This is a genomic window from Streptomyces sp. NBC_00483 (assembly GCF_036013745.1).
In the GTDB taxonomy this organism is placed as follows: Bacteria; Actinomycetota; Actinomycetes; order Streptomycetales; family Streptomycetaceae; genus Streptomyces.
Window position 1 is genome coordinate 1,656,728 of the sequence record NZ_CP107880.1, and the last position, 17,848, is coordinate 1,674,575.

Genomic DNA, 17,848 nt, shown 5'->3' on the forward strand with positions numbered 1-17,848 from the left:
GGAGCGCTCGACATGACACATCACCTCGCGCCCGGTGTCTGGGGCGTGGTGGCCACCCCGTTCACGGGCCCTTCGCTCGACGTCGACGAGGCCTCGCTGGCCCGTCTCGTGCGCCACTACGCGGGCATCGGCACGAGCGGCCTCACCGTGCTCGGCGTCTTCGGCGAGGCGGCCCGGCTCGACGCCGCCGAACGCGGCCGGGTCCTCGACACCGTGGTCGCCGCGGTGGACCTGCCTCTCGTCGTCGGTGTCACCGCGCTGTCCACGGCACCCGCCGTGGAGGAGGCCGCGCAGATCCGCGCGGCGCTCGGCGACCGGCTCGCCGCGCTCATGGTGCAGGTCAACTCGCCGCGCCCGGACGTGGTCGGCGAGCATCTTCAGGCCGTCCACAAGGCGACAGGCGCGCCGATCGTGGTGCAGGACTACCCGGTGAGCAGCGGCGTGCGGATCACGACGCCGGATCTCGTCACCGTCGTACGGGAGTTGCCGGCGGCGGCGGCCGTCAAGGCGGAGGCGCCGCCCACGCCCGCCGCCGTGGCCGCGCTGACCGAGGCCCTCGACGTGCCGGTCTTCGGCGGCCTCGGCGGACTCGGCCTGCTCGACGAGCTCGCGGCGGGAGCGGCCGGCGCCATGACCGGATTCTCCTGCCCCGAGGGCCTGTTGGCCTGTGTCGAGGCGTATCGCGTCGGTGGCTACGAGACGGCTCGCGCGGCCTACGAGCCGTATCTTCCGCTCGTCAATTTCGAGGCGCAGGCGGGTATCGGCCTGGCCGTCCGCAAGGAGGCGATACGCCGCCGCGGCCTGATCGAGGGGTCCGGGGTGCGGCCGCCGGCGCCGACCATGCCGGTGGCGCTCCACGCACAGCTGGACCGGCATCTGACGGCCACACCAGGCGCGTTGCCCTCGGAGAAGGAGGCCCGCTGATGGGGGTCGCAACGCGGGGGCCGAGCACGGCAGACACCGCGCGGACCGCCGGGCCCGGACACGACACACAACAACGCCCGCACCACGATCACCGTGCGGGCCGATTCACGGAGGTGCGCTGAATGGACTTCGGAATCAAGGGGCGCGTCGCCCTCGTCGCCGCCTCCACCGGTGGCCTCGGCCGTGCCGTCGCCGAGGCGCTCGCCGCCGAGGGCGCCCGGGTCGTGGTGAGCGGGCGGCGCGGCGAACAGGCGGCCGAGGTCGCCGCCGGACTGCCGGAGGCCGTCGGGGTCGCCGTGGATCTGCGGACGCCGGAGGGGCCACAGCAGCTCGTCGACGCGGCGCACGAGGCGTTCGGGGCACCGGACATCGTGGTGCTCAACGGACCGGGGCCGCCGCCCGGCGCCGCCGGGGACACGGACGGCGACGCGTATGCGGCCGCCTTCGACACCCTTTTCCTGGCCCAACAGCGGCTCGTCGAGCTGACGTTGCCCGCGATGCGCGCGAAGGGGTGGGGGCGGGTGCTCGCGGTCGGCTCCAGCGGGATCGCCGCGCCGCTGCCAGGACTCGCCGCGTCGAACGCGGGACGGGCTGCGCTCGCCGCCCACCTCAAGACCCTCGCGGCGGAGGTGGCGGCGGACGGTGTGACGGTGAATCTGCTGCTGCCGGGGCGCATCGGCACCGCGCGGGTGGCGGAGCTGGACGCCGCCAAGGCCAAGCGGCTCGGGAACACCCCCGAGGAGGTCGCCGCGGAGTCGCGGGCCACGATCCCGGCGGGCCGCTACGGGGAACCTCACGAGTTCGGCGCCGCGGCCGCGTTCCTGTGCTCGGAGCCCGCCTCGTACGTCACGGGGACGGCGCTGCGCGTCGACGGGGGCCTGGTGCGGAGCCTTTGACGGTTGCTCAGCTCACCCGGACTGCGCCTCCCGCGCCGCTCGGATCGTGGCGCGGTGGGCGGAGTCCAGGTACTCGTCGATGCGGCTGATCCGGCCGTCCTCGATCCGTACGTACATGGCGGCGTGCAGCGTCACCGCGGCGCCGCCGGGCAACGTGCCGTGCAGGACGTGTTGTTGGAGCACGCCGTCGTCGAGGCGGGCCCGGCGGACGATCTCGTAGCGCAGGTCGGTGACCGTGCGGTGCAGGCCGCGCAGCACCTTGAGGTTGTCCTCCACGGACTGTTCCACGAGGTCGTCGTTGTGCCAGATGACGGCGTGCGGCGCGTACAGCGAGCGGACGGTGTCGATGTCGCCGGCCTCGATGGCGGCGAAGAACCGGTCAATGAGCCGGTCGATGAGCCGGTCGTCCATGGGCACTCCTCTGGAGGGGATGTGGAGCGGTGAGCGACGGATCGATGCGAGGGGTCAGTGGGCGGTGCGGACGGATCACGGCCATGGGTCAGTCGGCGGTGCCGCGGCCGCGCAGCTCGCGCTTGAGTACCTTGCCGGTCGTGGTGCGGGGCAGCTCGGCGGTGAACTCGACGCTGCGGGGGCACTTGAAGTGGGCCAGGTGTTCGCGGGTGAAGGCGATGACCGCCTCCGCCGTAGGTGTGCTGCCGGCTGCCGGTACGACGACGGCGTGCACGGCCTCGCCCCAGCGTGTGTCGGGGCGACCGACGACGGCTGCCTCCGCGACGTCGGGATGGCGTGCGAGGACCGCCTCGACCTCCGCGGGGTAGACGTTCTCCTCACCCGTGATGATCATGTCGGTGGCCCGGTCGAGGATGGTCAGATAGCGGTCGGCGTCGAGCCGGGCGATGTCCCCGGTGCGGTACCAGCCGCCGTCCGTGACGGCCTCGGCCGTGGTCTCCGGGGCATTCCAGTAGCCGCTGAAGAGGCAGTCGCCGCGGATCAGGAGTTCACCCGCCTCGCCGGCGGGCACCGGCCGCCCCTCCGGGTCGACGATCGCGACCTCCCAGCCGAAGGAGATCCGCCCCGCCGTGGCCAGGCGCGGGTTGTCCGGCTGGTGGTCCTCCGGCGCCAGCAGGCTGATCATGCTCTGGCTCTCGGTGTTGCCGTAGATCTGCCGGAACCGGCAGCCGAACGTGGCGAGCGCGGCCGCCAGTGACGTCGGGGTGATGGGCGCGGAACCGTAGGCGATCTCGACCAGGCTCGACAGGTCGGGGGCGCGGTCACGGCCGCGTACCTCGGCGACGAGCATGTCGACGATGGACGGGCCCGCCGTGAAGAACTGGATGCGTTCGCGTTCGACCGTGTCGATCGCCGTCGTTGGGCGGAATGCCGTGGGGACTATCAATGTGCCTGCGGTGAGCAGCACTTGGAGGGCCTGGCCGAGGCCGCCCAGGTGGAACAGCGGCATCAATTGCAGGTGGCGCGCGCCCGCGACCTGGTCGCCGACCTCCAGGGCGAAGGCGGCGACGCTGGTGATCAGTGCACCGTGACGCAGTGGAACCGCCTTGGGCCTGCCGGTGGTTCCGCTGCTGTGCACGAGGGCCATGACCGCCTCGCCGCGCAGCTGTTCAACGGGCCGGGCGGGAGCGGGGGCGTCCAGGGTGTCGCCGTCGAGCCATCCCTCGGGGAGCGGGCCGCCGCCGATGCGGACACGTATGGGGAGGTCGTGGGGCGAGGCGAACTCGGCGTCGGCGGCGACGGCCACCGGCTGGAGGAGGTCGAAGAGGTTCTTCAACTCGGCTGGCGAGAGACGCCAGTTGACCAGGGCGGGGATGGCGCCGACGCGCATCAGCGCGAAGGAGTGGACGAAGAAGTCCGCACTGTTGCGTGCGATCACCGCGACCACGTCACCGGGCGCGACGCCCGCCCGCGCCCAGCCACCGGCCCGCCGTTCCACCGCGGCGAGCAGCTCGGCGTAGGTGAGACGGGTCCCCCGGTCGTCGATCAGTGCGGGAATGTCCGGGCGCGTGGTGGCCCGCCATTCCAGGACATGGATCCAGCTCTGCATCCGTGCGCCTCCATCCGTCGACGTGACTCTCCACTCGTTTCCGTACGTCTCCAGCCGGCTACGTACGCCTCTCTCCCCGGCTCCGTACGTCTGTTGGTGTCACGGCGTGCGTTCCGCCACCCAGTTCGCGATCAGGTCGGCGGCCAGGGACCGGGTGCCGTCCGGCTCCTGGAGGTAGTGGTCGGACTTGACGGTTTCGAGGCGCTTGTCCGGGGCGGCGAGATGGCGGAACAACGCGTCCGCGTCGCTGTCGTACACGCAGGCGTCGGCCGTGGCGTGCACCACGAGGGACGGCACGGTGATCCGGGCCAGGTGCGGGGCGGCGATGCACTGCGAGGTGCGCAGGCTCCACATCGACAGCCAGGTGCGGAGCGTGGAGAGCGTTCCGATGCCGAACATGCCGTAGTTGGCGCGGGCGGGATCGCCCAGATAGCACCAGTTGGGGCGGCGGTCCGACGGCTCGATGGCCGGGTCGATCATCCGCAGGTCGGCCCAGGTGCGGTGGAGTTGGAAGAGCTGGTCGCGGGCGCGCGTGCCGCGCAGCGCGTCGAGCCGCTCGAGCACCCAGTCGGTGATCCGCTCGTTGCGGGCCCGCTGCGCCGCCCGGTAGCGCCGCTGGAAATCCGCGTCGTACGGGGCCGGATTGCGCGGGCCGAAGGGGTCGAGGTCCGGATCGACGGAAAGTGCGTCGGTCTCGTCCGTGACCGACGGGTCCATCCAGTTCGTGAGCACCTCGGGACGCCCCGAGTGCGCCGCGAGGGCCACGAACAGGTCGCCGGCGTCGAGGTGTTGGATGGCGTCCACGGGACGGCCGCCCGCCGTGGGCAGCACATTCGGCTCGACCGCCTGCGACTGGTAGGCGGCCATCAGGGAGCCGCCGCCGGAGTTGCCGAGCAGCACGACGCGCTCGACGCCCGCGACCTCCTTGAGCCAGCGCACCCCGACACCGATCTCCGCCAGCGCGTGGTCGAGGAGGAAGTACGGCTCGTTCCCGCGGAACCGGGTGTTCCAGCCGAGGAAGCCGTAGCCCCGCTCGGCGAGATACGACGCCAAGTAGTGCTCGGAGAAGTCCACGTTGTAGTGGGTGGCGATGAACGCCGTGGTCGGGCGGCGCCCCTCGGGGCGGTGGTAGATGCCCTGGCAGGGATGGCCACCGGCCCCCGCCCGCCCCACCAGCGGCGATGCCAAGCCGACGAATTCCCTGGTGATGTCGTGCACTGCGCTGCCTCCTCTGACGAGAACGGCTCCCGAACGCCTGATGCGTCGGCACCCTAGCGCAGTTCTGAATCTGAGTTTAGATTCAGAACAGGATTCACCGGTCGACGACAGGAGGTCCGGCACATGACATGGCGGAACCCGAAGTACGAGCTGGGCGGGGTCAACCATCTCGCCCTGGTGTGTGCGGACATGGAGCGCACGGTGGACTTCTACACACGGGTCCTCGGCATGCGCCTGATCAAGACGATCGAGTTCCCCGGCGGCGCCGGGCAGCACTTCTTCTTCGACATGGGCGGCGGCAACGCGCTGGCGTTCTTCTGGTTCGCCGACGCGCCCGACGCCGTGCCGGGCGTGAGCCGGCCGGTGACCGTGCCGGGCATCGGCGAGTGGATCTCGGCGGTCGGCACCATGAACCACGTCGCGATCAACGTGCCCGAGGAGCGGTTCCTGGAGTACCGCGCCAAGCTCAAGGAGGACGGCGTCCGGGTCAGCCCGGTCATCGACCACGACGACAGCGAGGACGGATACGCCGAGAAGCTGCACGACGGCGTCTTCGTGCGGTCCTTCTACTTCCAGGACCCGGACGGCATCCTGCTCGAATTCGCCTGCTGGCGCCGGGAGATGGGCGAACCCGGCGATGTCGCCCACACCCCGCGGACCGCGGCCGACCGGGTCCCTCCGACTACGGCCGGCTGACCCGTGCCGGCCTGGCAGCACGTACTGGACTGGCGCGCCGCGCACGACGCCGACCGGATCGCGCTCAGCGACGACCGGGGCGGCGAGCTCGGCTACGCGGAGCTGGCGGACGCGGTGGAGCGCGAGGCGGCGCGCCTCGCGGCGGCCGGGGTGGCGCCGGGCGACGTGGTCCCGCTGCTCGCGCACAACAGGGTGGAGTGGGCGGTCGCGCTCTTCGGCCTGCTCCGGGCCGGGGCGCTGCCCGCGCCGGTGAACTGGCGGCTCGCCGCGCCCGAAGTCGCCGTGCTGCTGGACATGATGAAGGTACGTCATGTGGTGACGGACGAGGCAGGGGCCCAACTCCTGGGCGAGGGTGGCGGGTTCGGCGGTACTGTCCTTTCGCTGACGCCCTACGCCCCCACCGGCGACCCGACCCCCGTACGCCCTCACGAACGCATGCTGACCTCCGCTCCTTGCGCGCTGCTGCACACCAGCGGCACGACCGGGCGGCCCAAACTCGTGCCGGTCACCCACGAGATGCTGATCTCGGCGGCCACCTTCATGTCACTGGAAGTGCCAGAGGCCGTGCCGGGCGCCCGCCACCTGAGCGCGCTGCCGCTGTTCCACGTCGCGGGGCTCGTCAATCTGGGCTACGCCCTGTTCACCGGCGGCCATCTGCACCTGCTGGACGGTTTCGCGCCGGCCCGGTTCGTGGACGAGCTGGTCGCCCGCCGCGTCCAACTCACCCAGCTCGTACCGACGTTGGTGGACGCGGTGACGGCGGAAGTGGCCTCGCGCGCGACACCGCCCGACCTGTCCGCGCTGGTCGAGGTGGTGTACGGGGCGTCGGCGATCCGGCCCGAGGTGCTGGAGCGGGCCGTCGCCACGCTGGGCTGCCGGTTCCGGCAGGCGTACGCGAGCACCGAGACGGGACCGCTGCCGATCAGCTCGCTGACACCCGCCGACCACGACGTGTCCCGCGGGCGCCTCGCCACCGCGGGCCGCCCCTCACTGGGCTGGGAGATACGGCTCGGTGAACACGGCGAGGTCCAGGTGCGCGGGGCGGCCCCCTTCCCCGGCTACTGGAACGATCCCGACGCCACCCGCCAAGTGCTCACCGACGACGGCTTCTACCGCACCGGGGACATCGGGACGATCGACGACGAGGGCTATCTCACCCTCGTCGACCGGCTCAAGGACATGATCGTGTCCGGCGGCGAGAACGTGTACCCGGCGGAGGTGGAGGCAGTGCTCGCGGCGCATCCCGCGGTCCGCGAGGTCGCGGTCATCGGCGTTCCGCATCCGCGCTGGGGCGAGACGGTGCACGCCGTGCTCGTCCCCGTCGACGCGGAGGGCGGGTTCGCGCCCGAACCGTTCCTCGCCTGGGCGCGTGAGAGGCTCGCCCATTTCAAGACGCCGACCGGCATCACCGTCGCCACCCGCCTGCCGCGCAATGCCACGGGAAAGGTGCTCAAGGGGCCGTTGCGCGAACCGTTCTGGGCCGGGCACGCGCGCCGGGTGTCGTAACACCGCCCAACGGCCCCCGTCCCACCCGTCGTCCCTGGTACGGGGCCGATCCGGATAGCATCGCGGCGGCAAGAGGGGAGGCCGCAGCATGCGGAGACACACCGTCAGGCCCGCGCGCAAGGCGACGACGGCGACCCGTCCCGGCGCCGAGCGCGCGGCGAAGGCGACCCGGAAGGGGCGGGAGACGGACGAGGCGTTCCGCGCCGCGGCCCGGACCGTGTTCGCCAGGGACGGCTACCTCAACTCCCGGATCAGCGACATCGCGGCCGAGGCCGGCAAGTCGGTGGCGTCGTTCTACAACTACTACGACACCAAGGCCGACCTGCTGGCGGCGCTCGCCGAGGACTTCCACCACGAGGCGTCCGAGCTCACGAAGCGGCCCTACCGCGCGGGCCTCGCACCCCAGGAGGCGCTGCGCGAGGCGGTGGCCGCGTTCTGGCACACGTACCGCAGGCACCGCGGCGAACTCGTCGGGGTGTTCCAGGCGTCGATGCTGGAGGAGGAGTTCCGCGAACGGTGGCTGGCGATCCGCGCCGAGGGCACCGGGATGATCGCGGCCGAGATCCGGCGGGCGCAGAAGGACGGGTACTGCCCCGGGGCCGACCCCGAGCTGACGGCGTCGGCCCTTTCGGCGATGCTGGAGCACTCCTGCTACATCTGGATGGGGCACGGCGACAGCGGGACCGGGACCGCAGCGGACACCGCGGCGGACGAGGAGCGCGCCATCGACGCGCTCGCCACGATCTGGGTCAAGTCCGTGTACTGGCGCCCGTAGGACGGCCGTTCAGGCGCGTACCGCCCCGATCGGTTCGCTGTCCTCAGGCGCGTACCAACCCGAGCGGTTCGCTCCCTCAGCCGCGTACCGCCCCGATCAGCTCGCTCCCTTCAGCCGCGCACCACCCCGATCAGCTCGCTCACGGTGCGCACCATCGCCTCGCGCGCCACCTTGAGGTACTTGCGGGAGTCGACCGCCTCCGGGTGCGCGGTGAGGAACTCGCGGATGGCGGACGTCATCGCGATGTTCAGGGCCGTCCCCACGTTGACCTTGGCGATGCCGCCGCGGACGGCCGCTGCCAGCTCGTCGTCGGGCACGCCGGACGAGCCGTGCAGCACCAGCGGCACGTCGAGGCCGTCGGCCAGCCGCTTGAGCAGGTCGTGGTCGAGCGTGGCGGTGCGGGTGGTCATCGCGTGCGAGGAGCCGACCGCGACGGCGAGCGCGTCCACGCCCGTGTCGGTGACGTAGGCGCGGGCCTCGCCGGGGTCGGTGCGGGCGCCGGGCGCGTGCGCGTCCAGGGGCGCGGCGCCGTCCTTGCCGCCGACCTGGCCCAACTCCGCTTCCACCCAAAGGCCGTTGGCGTGCCCCCAGTCGGCGGCGGCACGCGTCGCGGCGAGGTTCTCGTCGTAGGACAGCCGCGCGGCGTCGTACATCACCGAACCGAACCCGGCGTCGGCGGCCTGCCGCAGCAGCTCGTCGCTCTGTACGTGGTCCAGGTGCAGGCCCACGTCGACGCGCGCCGACTCGGCCGCCGCGACCGCGGCGCGGGCCAGCGGCAGGAGCCGGCCGTAGCGGTAGCGCACGGCGTTCTCGCTGATCTGGAGGATGACGGGGGCGTCCGCCGCCTCGGCGCCCGCGACGACCGCCTCGATGTGTTCGAGGGTGATCACATTGAACGCGGCCACGGCGCCGCGCCGGGCCGCCGCCGCGCCGACGAGGGTCCCTGTTGCTGCGAGGGGCACTGCCCCTCCCTTCTCAAGTCCTGTACAGAGAGGGTCAGTTGGCGTCGAGGATCACCGAGCGGGTGAGGTGGCGCGGGCGGTCCGGGTCGAGCTCCCTGCGGGCCGCGACGGCGACCGCGAGGCGCTGGGCGCGGACCAGTTCCGCCAGCGGGTCGAGGCCGCCCTCGATCCAGAGCCCGCCGGTCGTGGCGACCTGCGCGGCAAGACCCTCGGGCGCCTCGCCGAGCATCCACGTCGCGGTGCCGGAGGTGGTGATGCTGATGGGGCCGTGGCGGTACTCCATCGCCGGGTACGCCTCGGTCCACGACAGGGATGCCTCGCGCATCTTGAGCGCCGCCTCGTTCGCGAGGCCGACCGTCCAGCCGCGGCCGAGGAAGGTGAACTGCTCGCAGTTCACGAGGCCTTCGGGCAGCGGCTCGGCGAGCGCCGTGCGCGCGTCCGCGACTGCCTGCTCCGAGTGCAGGCCCAGGTGCGCGCGGAGCAGCGTGAGGGCCGTGGTGGCGAAGCGGGTCTGGACGACCGACTGCTCGTCGGCGAAGTCGAGGACGACCAGGTCGTCCGCGGCGTCCGCGATCGGGGTGGCCGGGTCGCCGGTGATCGCCGTGGTGCGGGCCCTGCCCCGGTGGGCGGCGAGGAGGTCGAGGACCTCGGTGGTGGTGCCGGACCGGGTCAGCGCGATCACGTGGTCGTAGGAGCGGCCCGCCGGGAACTCCGACGCGGCGAACGCGTCGGTCTCACCCTGCCCCGCCTGCTCGCGCAGCGCGGCGGCGGCCTGCGCCATGAACCACGAGGTGCCGCAGCCGACGATCGCCACCCGCTCCCCCGCCGCGGGCAGCGCCGCCTTGTGCCGGGTGGCGAGCCCGGCGGCCCGCGTCCAGCACTCCGGCTGGCTGTTCAGTTCGTTCTCGACGTGGCTTTCCTTGTGGCCCGTCCGGCCTTGGTCGTTGCTCATGCCGTGCCCCCACTCCGCGGTTGGTCACGCCTCTGGGGGCGCGCTCACTGGATGCGTGTTCTTGCAAGATATAGCGAGCTTTCGCGCACAATCAAGCATTCGTGCGCATGCCAGTTAAGGTCGTGACACCGACGTGCCACCGAATGCACCACCGCACGTACCACCGAAACGAACGACGAGTTGGAGCCGCCGATGTCCCGCGACGCCCGCTGGAAGTCCCTCCTGGAACTGCTGGTCGAGCGCGGGCGCCTGGACGTGGAGGACGCGGCGAGCGAGCTCGGCGTCTCCGCCGCGACCATCCGCCGCGACTTCGACGGGCTCGCCGAGCAGCAGATGCTGGTGCGCACCCGCGGCGGCGCTGTCGTGCACGGCGTGAGCTATGAACTCCCGTTGCGCTACAAGTCCGCGCTCGGCGCCGCCGAGAAGCAGCGGATCGCGAAGGCCGTCGCCGAACTCGTCACGCCGGGTGAGGCGGTCGGCCTCACCGGCGGCACGACCACGACGGAGGTGGCGCGGGCGCTCGCCGTCCGGCCCGACCTCGCGTCCGGGACGCCCGCCCTGACGATCGTCACGAACGCGCTCAACATCGCCAACGAGCTCGCGGTGCGGCCCCAGTTCAAGATCGTGCTCACCGGCGGGGTCGCGCGCCCGCAGTCGTACGAGTTGATCGGTCCGCTCGCCGACGGTGTGCTCGGCCAGGTCACGCTCGACACGGCGGTGCTCGGCGTCGTCGGCCTCGACGTCACGCACGGCGCGTCCGCGCACGACGAGGCGGAGGCGGCGATCAACCGGATGCTGTGCGAGCGGGCGGAGCGCGTGGTGGTCGCGGCCGACTCCAGCAAGCTGGGCCACAGGGCGTTCGCCCGGATCTGCGACGTGGCGCAGGTGAACATCCTCGTCACGGACACGGCGGCGGACAAGGCGACGCTGGGGCGGTTCGAGGAGGCGGGCGTGCGGGTGCTCACTGTGTAGCCCTCACGCACCTGCGGGCGCCCACCGTGCAGCCCCCACACACCTGCGGGCGCCCACCGTGCAGCCCCCACACACCTGCGGGTGCCCACCGTGTAACCCACACACACCCGCCAACAAACCCCCTTGTTCAGCCACGGAGTCCCGCTCTACTCTGACTTTGTGCCGCTACTGAACAAACTCCGGGCCGTCACCGCCGACGCCCCCCGCGCCGCGTCCCTGGCCCGCCTGCGCCTGGCCCTCACCGCGTTCTTCGCGCTCGACGGCTTCGTCTTCGCCGGCTGGGTGGTGCGCATCCCCGCCGTCAAGGCGCAGACCGGGGCGTCCGCGAGCACCCTCGGCCTCGCGCTGCTCGGCGTCTCGGCCGGCGCCGTCATCACGATGATGCTGACCGGTCGGCTGTGCCGGCGCTTCGGCTCGCACGCGGTGACCGTCGCGTGCGGTGTGCTGCTCCCGCTGACCGTGATCCTGCCGCCGCTCACGCACTCACCCCTCGCGCTCGGCCTCGTCCTGCTGGCGTTCGGGGCGGCGTACGGCGGCATCAACGTGGCGATGAACAGCGCCGCCGTCGACCTGGTCGGCGCCCTCGGCAGGCCGATCATGCCCAGCTTCCACGCCGCGTTCAGCCTCGGCGGCATGATCGGCTCGGGCCTCGGCGGACTGGTCGCGGCACACCTGACACCCACGAAACACCTGATGGCGATCGCCGTCATCGGCCTGGTCGTCACCGCGTGCGCCGCCCCGACACTGCTGCGCCACCCGGCACCGGGCCCCGTGGACCGTACGCCCGACACCGAGGCTCCCCGCACCAGCACGCGTATCGACAACCGCACCCGCCTCCTCGTCCTGGTCTTCGGGCTCATCGCGCTGTGCACGGCGTACGGCGAGGGGGCGCTGGCCGACTGGAGCGCGCTGCACATGGAGCAGGACCTGCACGCCCACCCGGGCATCGCGGCGGCCAGCTACTCGTGCTTCGCGTTCGCCATGACGATCGGCCGGCTCACCGGCACGTCCCTGCTCGAACGGCTCGGCAGGACACGGACGTTGGTGGCCGGCGGCCTGACCGGCGCGGTCGGCATGCTGCTCGGCTCGCTGGCGCCCACGGTGTGGCTCGCGCTGATCGGCTTCGCAATCACCGGGATCGGCCTCGCGAACCTCTTCCCCGTCGCGATCGAACGGGCCGGGGCGCTCGCCGGGCCCACGGGCGTCGCGGCCGCGTCCACGCTCGGCTACGGCGGCATGCTGCTCGGGCCGCCCGCGATCGGCTTCATGGCGGACTGGTTCTCGCTGTCCGCGGCCCTGACGAGCGTGGCGCTGCTCGCCGCCGTGGCGGCCACGATCGGCTTCGCGACGCGGCGCGCGGCGACGACGTAGACCAGGTATTGGAATTGGCTTGCGTTGACGCACACGTGTAGCGGCAGACTCCGCGTATGCAGATTGCCGAACACATTCACATCGTCGACGACGAGGGCCAGTTGCTGGCAGCGGCCGCAGAAGAGGCGGGCGTCGACGCCAAGGTGTCGACGTGCCCCGGCTGGCAGGTGCGCGATCTCCTACGTCACCAGGGTGCGGTGCACCGCTGGGCGACCTCGTACGTGGCGCAGGGGCAGCTCAAGCCGCACGGGATCGACGAGCACGACACCGCACTGGACGGCGCCGACCTGCTCGCCTGGTTCCGCGAGGGACACCGGCAGCTCGTCGACACGCTGACGAACGCGCGGCCCGACGTGGACTGCTGGGCCTTCCTCCCGGCCCCCTCGCCGTTGGCGTTCTGGGCCCGCCGCCAGGCGCACGAGACGACGGTGCACCGCGTGGACGCGCAGTCGGCCCTGAACAGGGCCACGCACGACGAACCCGCCCCGATCACCCCGGAGTTCGCGGTCGACGGGATCGACGAGCTGCTCACCGGTTTCCACGCCCGGGGGCGCAGCCGGGTACGCTCGGACGTCCCCAGGGTCCTGCGCGTACGGGCCACGGACGCCGGCCCGGACGCCGTGTGGACGGTGCGGATCACGCAGGATCCGCCGGCCGCCGAGCGCGGCGTCTCGGGCGATTCGGAGTGCGAACTCGCCGGCCCCGCGGCGCGGTTGTACCTGGCGCTGTGGAACCGGCTGCCGTTCCCTGACGTGAGCGGGGACTCCGCGCTCGCCGCACTTTGGCGGGAGCACTCCGGGGTCTAGTGTGCGGCGCCGCGATCGGTCTCAGCCCAGCCATCCCGGCCGCACGAGGCCCGACTCGTAGGCGAGGACGACGAGTTGGGCCCGGTCGCGGGCGCCCAGCTTCACCATCGTGCGGCTCACATGGGTCTTCGCGGTGAGCGGGCTGACGACGAGGCGGCGGGCGATCTCCTCGTTGGACAGGCCGATGCCGACGAGCGCCATCACCTCCCGCTCCCGCTCCGTCAGTTCGTCGAGCGGCGCGGCGGCCGCCGGCTCCTTCGAGCGCGCTGCGAACTCGGCGATCAGGCGCCGGGTGACGCCCGGCGAGAGCAACGCGTCGCCATGAACAACTGCCCTTACGGCGCGCAGTAGTTCCTCCGGCTCGGTGTCCTTGACGAGGAACCCGGAGGCCCCGGAGCGGATCGCCTCGAAGACGTACTCGTCGAGTTCGAAGGTGGTGAGCATGACCACCTTCACCGTCTCCAGGTCGGCATCCGCGCCGATCCGGCGGGTCGCCACGAGGCCGTCGAGCAGCGGCATCCGGATGTCCATGAGCACGACGTCGGGGCGCAGTTCGCGCACGAGGCGCACCGCCTCCTCGCCGTCCGCCGCCTCGCCCGCGACCTCGATGTCGCTCTGCGCGTCGAGCAGCGCCCTGAACCCGGCGCGGACGAGCGACTGGTCGTCGGCGAGCAGTACGCGGATCACTGGAGCTCCTCCGGTGCGGCGGCGGTCGTGGTGAGCGGGAGCCGGGCGACGACGCGGAAGCCTCCGTCGGCGCGCGGGCCCGCCTCGATCGTGCCACCGAGGGCGGCGGCGCGCTCGCGCATTCCGGCGAGCCCGTTGCCGCTGCCGCCCGCGTCGGCGTGGGTCGAGGGCCCGTCGTCGTCGACGGTGAGCGTCAACGCGTCGCCCCCGTACGACAGTTGCACGCGCGCGTGGCGTGAGCCCGAGTGCCGTACGACGTTGGTGAGCGCTTCCTGCACGATGCGGAACGCGGCGAGGTCCGCGCCCGGCGGCAGCGTGGGCGGCACCGTCGACGTACCCTCCGTGTTGACGTCGACGGTGAGCCCGGCGCCCGCGGCCTGGTCGACGAGTTCCGGGAGGCGGTCGAGGCCGGGTGCGGGTGCGCGGGGCGCGTCGCCGGGGGTCCGGAGGGTGTCGAGGACCTGCCGCACCTCTCCCAGCGCCTCCTTGCTCGCGCTCTTGATGGTGGTCAGCGCGGTGCGGGCCTGCTCCGGGTCGGTGTCGAGCAGGGCGAGCCCGACGCCCGCCTGCACGTTGATCACGGAGATGGAGTGGGCGAGCACGTCGTGGAGTTCGCGGGCGATGCGCAGGCGCTCCTCGTCGGCCCGCCGCTTGGCCGCCTTCTCCCGCTCCACGCGCGCGTGCTCCCACTGTTCGCGCCGCACCCGCGCCAGCTCGGCGATCGCCATGATGGCGAGCACCCAGGCCGCGACGATCCCCTCCTGCGCCCACGGGGCGGGCCCGTCGCCCGAGGGCGGCAGATACGCGTACAGCCAGTGCCCGATGAGCAGATGCCCCAGCCAGAGCACCCCGGCCGCGCCCCACGCCGCCCACCGGCGCCCCGCCACGATCGCGGAGAAGCACGCGAGGGCCACGAGCAGGAACACAGGACCGTACGGATATCCGGCGCCCAGGTACACGGTCACGCACGCCGTCGTGCCGAACGCGACGGCGACCGGGTACCGCCGGCGCCACAGGAGCAGCACGCCCCCGACGAGCATCAGCAGCCGCGCGAGCACATCCAGGTCCGCGCGCTCGCCCACCTGCCCGTGCGCGGCGAAGTTGGTCCCCCCGAGGACGAACGCGGTGACGAGCAGCGTGGACCGCCACGGCCACCGCCGGTCGCCCTCGACGGACCTGCGCCCCCACCGGTCGCGCAGCCACGGTGGCCCGCCCCACTGCCGGGGCGGGCCACCGTCACGTACGCGCTGCTCGTCCATGCCGCCACGCTAAGCGCCCCGGGCGGCGTCGGGCGTCCGCCGTGCGAGGTGATCACGTGTACTTCCGCGGGAGTACGGCTACCCGGGGAGCCCGACGTCCTGGGCGAGCCGCGACACGGCGTGGGCGAAGAAGGCGGATCGGTCGTCGACGACGCGGTTGAACTGGCCGAACAGCTCGAAACCGATGAGCCCGAACAGTTGCGCCCACGCGGCGACGAGCGCGGCCACCACCCCCGGTGGCAGGTCCGGCGCGAGATCCGCGGCCATGCGCTCGGCCTCGGGCCGCAGCGCGTCGGAGATCGGGGGCGGCGTCACGCCGCCGCCCTGGTGCGCGTCGCGGACGATCCCGATGAGCAGTTGCCCGACGCGCGCGGCGGCCCTGACCGTGCTGTCCGGAGCCGTGTATCCGGGCACGGGGGACCCGTAGATGAGGGCGTACTCGTGCGGGTACGTCAGGGCCCAGTCCCGTACCGCCCCGCACACGGCGCTCCAGCGCTCAGTGGCCGCCGACGTCCGGACGAAGCCGACGTCGGCGCCTTCGGCGGCCTCGCCGAGGGCGTCGTAGGCGTCGATGATGAGCGCGGTCAGCAGGTCGTCGCGGCTGGGGAAGTAGCGGTACAGGGCCGAGGAGACCATGCCGAGTTCCCGGGCCACGGCGCGCAGCGAGAGCTTGGCCGCGCCACTCTCGGCGAGCTGTCTGCGCGCCTCGTCCTTGATGGCGGTGGTGATCTCTTGCCGGGCGCGGGCGCGGGCTCCTTGAGCGGCACTCGTGGCTCGTGGGGGTGTGCTGCGGCGCGTACTCATGGTTCGAGTGTTCCACGGATATGGAGCGGTGCACACATTGCAGTGCGGCGCTCAAAAAAGAGAGCACCGCTCTTGCTTTGGATCATCAAACCCGTGCAGACTGCTCTCAAGCGAGAGCACCGCTCTCGAAATCACTCCGGGGGGTCGCCATGACCGCACAGTCCGAGCCTTACTACCTGAAGGCCAACCCGACCGCCGTCCGCCTGAACCGGGTCATCGGCTGGCTGGCCCGCCGCGGACTCAGCCTCGCCGGCTCCGCGGAGCTCTCCGTCCGCGGCCGCAAGAGCGGCGAGATGCAGCGCATCCCGGTCAACCCGCACACGTACGAGGGCAAGCAGTACCTGATCTCGGCGCGCGGCCACTCGCAGTGGGTGAAGAACATGCACGCCGCGGGCGGCGGCGAGCTGCGGGTGGGCCGCAAGGTCCGCACGTTCGAGGCCGTCGAGCTGTCCGACGACGACCTCAAGCGCGACGTGCTGCGCACGTACCTGGAGCGGTGGGGCTGGCAGGTGAACGACTACTTCAAGGGCGTCACGGCGAAGTCGACGGACGCCGAGCTGTCCGCCGCTCTGCCGGACCACCCGGTCTTCCGCGTCACGGTCAAGTGACCGTGACGCGGCCCGGAGCACGGTCAAGTGACCGTGACGCGGCCCGGAGCACGGTCAAGTGACCGTCAGCGGTCGAGCCGCGACAGCGCCCGCCCCGCCATCGGATGCGTCCGCACGAGCTCGCCCAGGGAGGACGAGCCCCGCGTGATCCTCGCGAACGCGTTCCACGCGGGGCGCACCGAGGTGAGTACCGCGTGCAGCAGCCCCGGCTTGCGCTCGAAGACGGCCAACATGCTCTTGCCGACGGCCATTTCGACGCCGAGCCCGGCCTTGACGGCGAACGCGTAGTTCAGCGCCTGGCGCCGCGCGTCCACCGCGTCGTGCGCCTCGGCGACGCGCACCGCCCACTCCCCCGCGAGCCGCCCCGAACGCAGCGCGAACGAGATGCCCTCCCGGGTCCAAGGCTCCAGGAGTCCCGCCGCGTCGCCGCACACCAGGACGCGGCCGCGCGAGAGCGGCGAGTCGTCGGCGCGGCAGCGCGTCAGGTGCCCGGACGAGATCGACGGCTCGAAGCCGGCGAGCCCGAGGCGCGCGATGAAGTCCTCCAAGTACCGCTTGGTGGCGGCGCCTTCCCCCTTCGCCGAGATCACGCCCACGGTGAGGGTGTCGCCCTTCGGGAACACCCACCCGTAACTGCCGGGAATCGGCCCCCAGTCGATGAGGACCCGCCCCTGCCAGTCCTCGGCGACGCTCTGCGGTACCGGGATCTCCGCCTCGAGGCCGAGGTCGACCTGGTCCATCTCCACGCCGACATGCGCGCCGATCCGGCTCGCGCTGCCGTCGGCGCCGACCACGGCCCGCGCCAGGATCGTCTCGCCGCCCTGCAGCCCGACCGCGACGGTACGCCGGTCCGGCACGGCGCTGCCGTGCTGCTCGACGCTCGTCACCGTGGCACCGGTGCGCAGCTCGGCGCCCGCCTTCTGGGCGTGCTCGACGAGCTGGGCGTCGAACTCGGGCCGGTTGATGAGCCCGAACAGCATCTTCTTGGAGCGCCGGGTGCGGGTGTACCTGCCGTTCAGGGAGAACGTCACCGCGTTGATCCGGTCCTTGAACGGCAGCACGAAGCCGGGCGGCAGCGAGTCCCGCGAAGGGCCGATGATGCCGCCGCCGCACGTCTTGTAGCGGGGCAGTTCGGCCTTCTCCAGGAGCAGCACCCGACGCCCCGCGCTCGCGGCCGCGTACGCGGCGGAGGCGCCGGCCGGGCCCGCGCCCACGACGACGACGTCCCACACACTCCCGGAGGGCCCGCCGTCGCCCGTCTCGTTGCCGTCCGTGCCGTCCGTCGCCGGATTCTCGCTGCTCACGATGGTCTGCTGCTCCCGTTTCGGCCATCTTGGAATGCCTGCCGCACCTGTCCCAGGCATCCTACGGCGGGCAGTGCGTCGGCCCTCT

Annotated in this window: 18 protein-coding genes; 9 read left to right on the forward strand and 9 right to left on the reverse strand. The window is 72.3% G+C overall.

Annotated elements, in window-relative coordinates:
• The first annotated feature begins 12 nt into the window (after positions 1 to 12).
• Positions 13 to 924: a dihydrodipicolinate synthase family protein gene (locus OHA73_RS07125; RefSeq protein WP_327654553.1), complete on the forward strand. Its 912-nt coding sequence runs from the start codon at positions 13 to 15 to the stop codon at positions 922 to 924.
• A 122-nt stretch (positions 925 to 1,046) separates the two neighbouring features.
• Positions 1,047 to 1,820, forward strand: a complete 774-nt coding sequence (locus tag OHA73_RS07130; protein WP_327654554.1) for an SDR family oxidoreductase — start codon at positions 1,047 to 1,049, stop codon at positions 1,818 to 1,820.
• Between the two features lie 12 nt (positions 1,821 to 1,832).
• Here the strand turns inward: OHA73_RS07130 and OHA73_RS07135 are convergent, their stop codons facing one another.
• The 3 genes from OHA73_RS07135 to OHA73_RS07145 all read right to left on the reverse strand — a co-directional run bounded on the left by OHA73_RS07135 (position 1,833) and on the right by OHA73_RS07145 (position 5,058).
• Positions 1,833 to 2,231: a nuclear transport factor 2 family protein gene (locus tag OHA73_RS07135; RefSeq protein ID WP_327654555.1), complete on the reverse strand. Its 399-nt coding sequence runs from the start codon at positions 2,229 to 2,231 to the stop codon at positions 1,833 to 1,835.
• A gap of 88 nt (positions 2,232 to 2,319) precedes the next feature.
• A complete protein-coding gene (locus OHA73_RS07140; protein ID WP_327654556.1) occupies positions 2,320 to 3,840 on the reverse strand; it encodes a class I adenylate-forming enzyme family protein in 1,521 nt (506 codons plus the stop codon).
• A 99-nt stretch (positions 3,841 to 3,939) separates the two neighbouring features.
• Complete coding sequence (locus tag OHA73_RS07145; RefSeq protein WP_327654557.1) at positions 3,940 to 5,058, reverse strand: alpha/beta hydrolase; 1,119 nt, start codon at positions 5,056 to 5,058, stop codon at positions 3,940 to 3,942.
• Positions 5,059 to 5,181: 123 nt separating this feature from the next.
• Between OHA73_RS07145 and OHA73_RS07150 the strand changes: the two genes are divergently transcribed.
• The 3 genes from OHA73_RS07150 to OHA73_RS07160 all read left to right on the forward strand — a co-directional run bounded on the left by OHA73_RS07150 (position 5,182) and on the right by OHA73_RS07160 (position 8,035).
• On the forward strand, positions 5,182 to 5,754 hold the full coding sequence (locus OHA73_RS07150) for a VOC family protein (protein ID WP_266716240.1): 573 nt from the start codon (positions 5,182 to 5,184) through the stop codon (positions 5,752 to 5,754).
• A 3-nt stretch (positions 5,755 to 5,757) separates the two neighbouring features.
• Positions 5,758 to 7,260 carry a class I adenylate-forming enzyme family protein gene (locus tag OHA73_RS07155; protein WP_327654558.1) on the forward strand — a complete coding sequence of 501 codons (1,503 nt, stop codon included), beginning with the start codon at positions 5,758 to 5,760 and terminating at the stop codon, positions 7,258 to 7,260.
• An 88-nt stretch (positions 7,261 to 7,348) separates the two neighbouring features.
• Positions 7,349 to 8,035 carry a TetR/AcrR family transcriptional regulator gene (locus tag OHA73_RS07160; protein ID WP_266716236.1) on the forward strand — a complete coding sequence of 229 codons (687 nt, stop codon included), beginning with the start codon at positions 7,349 to 7,351 and terminating at the stop codon, positions 8,033 to 8,035.
• Positions 8,036 to 8,145: 110 nt separating this feature from the next.
• Here the strand turns inward: OHA73_RS07160 and OHA73_RS07165 are convergent, their stop codons facing one another.
• Both OHA73_RS07165 and OHA73_RS07170 read right to left on the reverse strand, forming a co-directional pair.
• Positions 8,146 to 8,997 (reverse strand): class II fructose-bisphosphate aldolase, encoded by an 852-nt coding sequence (locus OHA73_RS07165; RefSeq protein WP_327654559.1) that lies wholly within the window; start codon positions 8,995 to 8,997, stop codon positions 8,146 to 8,148.
• Positions 8,998 to 9,031: 34 nt separating this feature from the next.
• Positions 9,032 to 9,949 carry an SIS domain-containing protein gene (locus OHA73_RS07170; protein WP_327654560.1) on the reverse strand — a complete coding sequence of 306 codons (918 nt, stop codon included), beginning with the start codon at positions 9,947 to 9,949 and terminating at the stop codon, positions 9,032 to 9,034.
• 192 nt (positions 9,950 to 10,141) lie between these two features.
• On the opposite strand from OHA73_RS07170, the gene OHA73_RS07175 reads away from it, so the two are divergent.
• From OHA73_RS07175 to OHA73_RS07185, 3 genes are all read left to right on the forward strand, one after another.
• The gene (locus tag OHA73_RS07175) at positions 10,142 to 10,921 is read left to right on the forward strand and encodes a DeoR/GlpR family DNA-binding transcription regulator (RefSeq protein WP_327654561.1); all 780 of its coding nucleotides are present in this window, start codon (positions 10,142 to 10,144) and stop codon (positions 10,919 to 10,921) included.
• A gap of 159 nt (positions 10,922 to 11,080) precedes the next feature.
• Positions 11,081 to 12,292: an MFS transporter gene (locus tag OHA73_RS07180; protein ID WP_443063041.1), complete on the forward strand. Its 1,212-nt coding sequence runs from the start codon at positions 11,081 to 11,083 to the stop codon at positions 12,290 to 12,292.
• Between the two features lie 56 nt (positions 12,293 to 12,348).
• The gene (locus OHA73_RS07185) at positions 12,349 to 13,098 is read left to right on the forward strand and encodes a maleylpyruvate isomerase family mycothiol-dependent enzyme (protein WP_327654562.1); all 750 of its coding nucleotides are present in this window, start codon (positions 12,349 to 12,351) and stop codon (positions 13,096 to 13,098) included.
• Between the two features lie 21 nt (positions 13,099 to 13,119).
• Here the strand turns inward: OHA73_RS07185 and OHA73_RS07190 are convergent, their stop codons facing one another.
• From OHA73_RS07190 to OHA73_RS07200, 3 genes are all read right to left on the reverse strand, one after another.
• Positions 13,120 to 13,785 carry a response regulator transcription factor gene (locus tag OHA73_RS07190; protein ID WP_327654563.1) on the reverse strand — a complete coding sequence of 222 codons (666 nt, stop codon included), beginning with the start codon at positions 13,783 to 13,785 and terminating at the stop codon, positions 13,120 to 13,122.
• Entirely contained in the window at positions 13,782 to 15,044 is a 1,263-nt protein-coding gene (locus OHA73_RS07195) for a sensor histidine kinase (protein ID WP_327654564.1), read from the reverse strand. The genes OHA73_RS07190 and OHA73_RS07195 overlap by 4 nt, the downstream gene beginning before the upstream one ends.
• A 78-nt stretch (positions 15,045 to 15,122) precedes the next feature.
• On the reverse strand, positions 15,123 to 15,848 hold the full coding sequence (locus tag OHA73_RS07200; protein WP_327654565.1) for a TetR/AcrR family transcriptional regulator: 726 nt from the start codon (positions 15,846 to 15,848) through the stop codon (positions 15,123 to 15,125).
• A 149-nt stretch (positions 15,849 to 15,997) separates the two neighbouring features.
• Here OHA73_RS07200 and OHA73_RS07205 point away from each other — a divergent pair, with 149 nt between their 5' ends.
• Positions 15,998 to 16,456: a nitroreductase/quinone reductase family protein gene (locus OHA73_RS07205; RefSeq protein WP_266716223.1), complete on the forward strand. Its 459-nt coding sequence runs from the start codon at positions 15,998 to 16,000 to the stop codon at positions 16,454 to 16,456.
• A 65-nt stretch (positions 16,457 to 16,521) separates the two neighbouring features.
• Here the strand turns inward: OHA73_RS07205 and OHA73_RS07210 are convergent, their stop codons facing one another.
• Positions 16,522 to 17,760 (reverse strand): geranylgeranyl reductase family protein, encoded by a 1,239-nt coding sequence (locus OHA73_RS07210; protein ID WP_443063042.1) that lies wholly within the window; start codon positions 17,758 to 17,760, stop codon positions 16,522 to 16,524.
• Between the last annotated feature and the right edge of the window lie 88 nt (positions 17,761 to 17,848).

Excerpts from the sequence above, each read along its gene's own strand:
- OHA73_RS07125 (WP_327654553.1), top strand. The coding sequence starts at position 13 with ATGACACATCACCTCGCGCCCGGTGTCTGGGGCGTGGTGGCCACCCCG.
- OHA73_RS07130 (WP_327654554.1), top strand. The coding sequence starts at position 1,047 with ATGGACTTCGGAATCAAGGGGCGCGTCGCCCTCGTCGCCGCCTCCACC.
- OHA73_RS07135 (WP_327654555.1), bottom strand. The coding sequence starts at position 2,231 with ATGGACGACCGGCTCATCGACCGGCTCATTGACCGGTTCTTCGCCGCC.
- OHA73_RS07140 (WP_327654556.1), bottom strand. The coding sequence starts at position 3,840 with ATGCAGAGCTGGATCCATGTCCTGGAATGGCGGGCCACCACGCGCCCG.
- OHA73_RS07150 (WP_266716240.1), top strand. The coding sequence starts at position 5,182 with ATGACATGGCGGAACCCGAAGTACGAGCTGGGCGGGGTCAACCATCTC.
- OHA73_RS07160 (WP_266716236.1), top strand. The coding sequence starts at position 7,349 with ATGCGGAGACACACCGTCAGGCCCGCGCGCAAGGCGACGACGGCGACC.
- OHA73_RS07170 (WP_327654560.1), bottom strand. The coding sequence starts at position 9,949 with ATGAGCAACGACCAAGGCCGGACGGGCCACAAGGAAAGCCACGTCGAG.
- OHA73_RS07175 (WP_327654561.1), top strand. The coding sequence starts at position 10,142 with ATGTCCCGCGACGCCCGCTGGAAGTCCCTCCTGGAACTGCTGGTCGAG.
- OHA73_RS07185 (WP_327654562.1), top strand. The coding sequence starts at position 12,349 with ATGCAGATTGCCGAACACATTCACATCGTCGACGACGAGGGCCAGTTG.
- OHA73_RS07195 (WP_327654564.1), bottom strand. The coding sequence starts at position 15,044 with ATGGACGAGCAGCGCGTACGTGACGGTGGCCCGCCCCGGCAGTGGGGC.
- OHA73_RS07200 (WP_327654565.1), bottom strand. The coding sequence starts at position 15,848 with ATGAGTACGCGCCGCAGCACACCCCCACGAGCCACGAGTGCCGCTCAA.
- OHA73_RS07205 (WP_266716223.1), top strand. The coding sequence starts at position 15,998 with ATGACCGCACAGTCCGAGCCTTACTACCTGAAGGCCAACCCGACCGCC.